Consider the following 3,919-nt stretch of genomic DNA (forward strand, 5'->3'; position numbering starts at 1 on the left):
ATTATACCAAAAATGGAGGTCTCATGCTATTTTATAGCCAAATAATATTGAATTATCAAGGTACAGAGCTACTTTTATAAGTGCGAAGTTTGAGTCTATAATTTTGTAAGAAACACCCTCCATGGTCATTGTTTTATCCCTCTTAATAAGAGAGGTTCTAAAAAGTATAATTTGACTGATGATGGTCATGTTGTTTGTGATGCAGGTATTCCAATGATTAAAGATGGCAAAGAGTATTTTGATGGTTTTATTAAGCAAAAACATCGTTGTAAATACTATAAATCTAAAGATGATTCTCTTTGCCTTACTGGATCTGTCACAGGAGAATTGTAATGCCTTTTTTGTGGCTGCCATGACATGTGCTCGCCTTTACAATATTATTTTACAGTGTTTCTTGATATGTTTAATTTTTCGCTATAACTCTTTGTGACAGTCCTTCTTTTTCAAACAAATATCTGATATACTGATATTGGTCTACATTAATCATACCTTTCAACCTCCTGTATCATGGTTGTTTTTCCAACTTTATAATACAGGATTTTTGATTAATGTGGATCACTTTTTTATCATCACTTATGCTTTATTTGGCTCAATTTTAGCATTTATATCTCAATATATCAAGCATCAACCTTTTACTGCTCCAGCAGTCAACCCTTCTATAAGATTCTTACCTAATATAATAAACATAATTATTGTAGGTATCACAACTAGAACAGCTCCAGCACTCATTTGATTCCAATATGTTCCAAATTCAGTAATAAAATGTGCAAGTCCAACTGATATTACATACTTGGTTTCAGTTGAAATTAATATTAATCCATAAAGATACTCGTTCCATGCAGACAAAAATGAATAAACACCAACAGCTGCAATACCTGGTCTTGCCATTGGTAATACAATTTTCGTAAAGATACCAAAATGACTACAACCATCAATTATAGCTGCTTCATGAAGTTCTTTAGGTATATTTCTAAAATAGCCATATAACATCCAAATTGAAAATGGCAAAGTAATAGTACCATACATCAATATTAAACCTAAATGATTGTCATAAAGACCAAGACGCTTGAAAAGATCAAAAATTGGTATTATTATTGAAGTTCCAGGAAACATTTGTGCTATCAATACTAACATAATTAAAAATTTTTTAAACGGAAATTTTATAACTGCAAAACCATATCCCGCCAGGGAAGCAACAAAAATAGATATTAATGTCGATAAAATTGAGATCTTAAGAGAATTTAAAATATAAATTTTAAAAGGTTGTTTCCACCATATTTCATAATAAGATTCAAAAGTAAATTTTTTGGGCAAAATAGTCGGTGGAATAGACAATATCTCACCAGTACTCTTAAAAGATGTTATTACTAACCACAATAGAGGAAACAATGCTATTATCAATAAAAATATAATTATTATTATTTTTAGCACAGACCAAAGTTTTATATACTTCATTTTTATATCATTCCTTTCTTAGTTTTATACATAACATTCTATATTTCTTCTTAGCTATTACATCTTTCAATAGAAGTTCTAAGATTGTATTTCTCTCGCCATTCATCAGAACTTCTTAATCAGAAAACCAAAATATCTATTATTTTTTATTTTTCATGTAATTCATTTTAAAACATTAACCATAATTTAAACTACTACTCCAAAAAGAACCTTGAAGACAATCTACCTTTCCTAAATACATGTGGACATTTGAAATGTCGACAATCACAACCCAATATACAAATTCATATCCTATAAAACAAATTGGATAATGTCTTTTATTTAATCCTTCTAGTAGAACAAAGCTTTATCTTTTGTTATATACTATAATTAGCTGTACATGAAACTTGTCAATAATATAAATCGTAATTGCCTTCTATCTAATAACCTAAATCCATAATATAATGTTTTACATCAAAGGTTTTGTGACATAAGATTCTTTTAATTTCTTTAATATATGACAAATAAAATCTCACTTTCGCATTCGGCCAATATATAGAATTTCTCTCAAAAACCATATCATTAGCATCAGTATCTTTTTTCTTTCCCCAGTTAGGAAATTCACCATCATCCTTTAGATTGAAACCGCAGTTATATCTGAATACAAGGTCTAATTTTAGTCTATCCACAAGCTTTACTATATTTTGAATTTTCTCAAGCAGCATAGCAACCAAGACATAAAGCAAAAACAATAAGTCATATCCTTAAGGTCCTCTTTTATATTCAGGCCTTGATAGTGAAATCACGACATTTAAGAAATCAAGCTGGTACAAAAGCATTTCAAGTTTTGTTTCTGATTGAAATATACTAAATTCACCAAAGGAAAATAAACATTCTTGCCACATATACATAAGTAAGCTTACTTATCTTGTTAGAATTGATTTACTACTTGAGGAAATTGCATAATTCAAAAATAAAAAGTAAATTATCAATATATAGTATTATAAACGATATATAAGTACAATATATTGATATATTTTAATAAAAATGTTAATTATGAAAATCCCTCACTTATATATCTATATTCATCACATAGAGCAAACCTTCTTTTATCTCTTAAAAACCTAAAAATAACAATATATTTAAAATATAAAATTTTGTTATATATAATACCAATTTATTCACCGTCTATTGTAGCAGTAAATTTCAAATAAACTAGGCTAAAAATCAATATTATCACAAATTGTACAACAGAAATCGTTGCTGCATATCCCATTCTAAAATTTTGAAAAGCTGTATTATATATATAAATAGGCAATGTCGTTGTAGCATCTAAGGGTCCTCCACCTGTCATAACATTCAATATACCAAAAGCATTAGTAGTCCATATAGTAACTATAAGAGTACATATTGTTAATATATATCTAAGTTGTGGAATTGTTATATAGAAGAAAGACTGCACTTTTGTTGCTCCATCAATTTGTGCTGCTTCGTATAATTCACGATCTATATTCTGTAGTCCTGCTGATATCATTATTGTCACAAAAGGATAAGTTCTCCAAATGTATACTCCGATAATTGATATTAATGCCAATCCTGAATCTAACCATTGAATATAACTATGAAATAAATGAAATCTATCTACAAGCAAACTATCTAAAATTCCTTTTTCCCCATTCAAAATCCACCTCCAAATAGCTCCAACGATAACTTCTGGCAAGACCCAAGGTAAAAACATTAATGCTCGTATAAAATTTTTGCCCTTTTTTATTTCATTAAGAAATGTACCTAAAAGTAATCCAAAAATAATAGTAAATATAGTAACTGTCAATACAAATTCAATTGTATTTTGCATAACTTTCCTCATTTCATTATCATGAAAAATTGTTTTATAATTATTTATTCCTATAAAATTGTAACTCCAACTTTTTAATAAATTTTGATCAGTGAAACTTAACATGATTCCTCTCAATAATGGGTATATAACTAAGAGTATTATTAATATCAAAGCAGGTGCTATAAATAAATAGCCTCCCATCCACTCTTTAATATTTATTTTTTTCTTTTTATCAAGTATCTTAACTTGTTTATTAAATTTTATTTCCATATATTATTCACTCCCCATGAGATATGCTTTTCCATTATCACTTTAAAAATTTTTATCTGAAAGTAAGATTCCCTACCTTTTTTTATTAAATTCCATTGCTAACATAAAATTGATTTCTATACTTTATTGTGTAATCTTGATTTAATTCCTCTTATATTTAGATATAAATTAAAACTTAAAACTCTTTGGAGCAAAGTCTATAAACTTGTTTATTTTTACTATGAAAACTTATTATATAAGTAGCTAAAAAAGCGCAGACTTCCCCTACAACTTTAAAAATAGGCTTTAAAGGGAATTAATGGTAATATTTATATTTGTTGTGTGGCAATTTCAGGTTCCCATCCTAATGCATATAGTTTTTTTAGGTAGGAATTAATC

At 27.8% G+C, this 3,919-nt stretch carries 4 protein-coding genes; 1 reads left to right on the top strand and 3 read right to left on the bottom strand.

Features of this window, described 5'->3' with window-relative positions:
• The first annotated feature begins 171 nt into the window (after positions 1-171).
• Positions 172-333, top strand: a complete 162-nt coding sequence (locus HNR52_RS12030) for a hypothetical protein (protein WP_435620714.1) — start codon at positions 172-174, stop codon at positions 331-333.
• A gap of 291 nt (positions 334-624) precedes the next feature.
• On the opposite strand, the gene HNR52_RS12035 is transcribed toward HNR52_RS12030, so the two are convergent.
• The 3 genes from HNR52_RS12035 to HNR52_RS12045 form a co-directional block, all read right to left on the bottom strand.
• Positions 625-1,401, bottom strand: coding sequence for a carbohydrate ABC transporter permease (locus tag HNR52_RS12035; protein ID WP_435620715.1), 777 nt, complete (start codon positions 1,399-1,401; stop codon positions 625-627).
• 473 nt (positions 1,402-1,874) lie between these two features.
• The gene (locus HNR52_RS12040; protein WP_435620716.1) at positions 1,875-2,186 is read right to left on the bottom strand and encodes a hypothetical protein; all 312 of its coding nucleotides are present in this window, start codon (positions 2,184-2,186) and stop codon (positions 1,875-1,877) included.
• Between the two features lie 425 nt (positions 2,187-2,611).
• Positions 2,612-3,541 (bottom strand): carbohydrate ABC transporter permease, encoded by a 930-nt coding sequence (locus HNR52_RS12045; protein ID WP_435620717.1) that lies wholly within the window; start codon positions 3,539-3,541, stop codon positions 2,612-2,614.
• Between the last annotated feature and the right edge of the window lie 378 nt (positions 3,542-3,919).

The sequence above is a fragment of the Thermoanaerobacterium thermosulfurigenes genome (assembly GCF_051201035.1).
Lineage (GTDB): Bacteria > Bacillota > Thermoanaerobacteria > Thermoanaerobacterales > Thermoanaerobacteraceae > Thermoanaerobacterium > Thermoanaerobacterium thermosulfurigenes.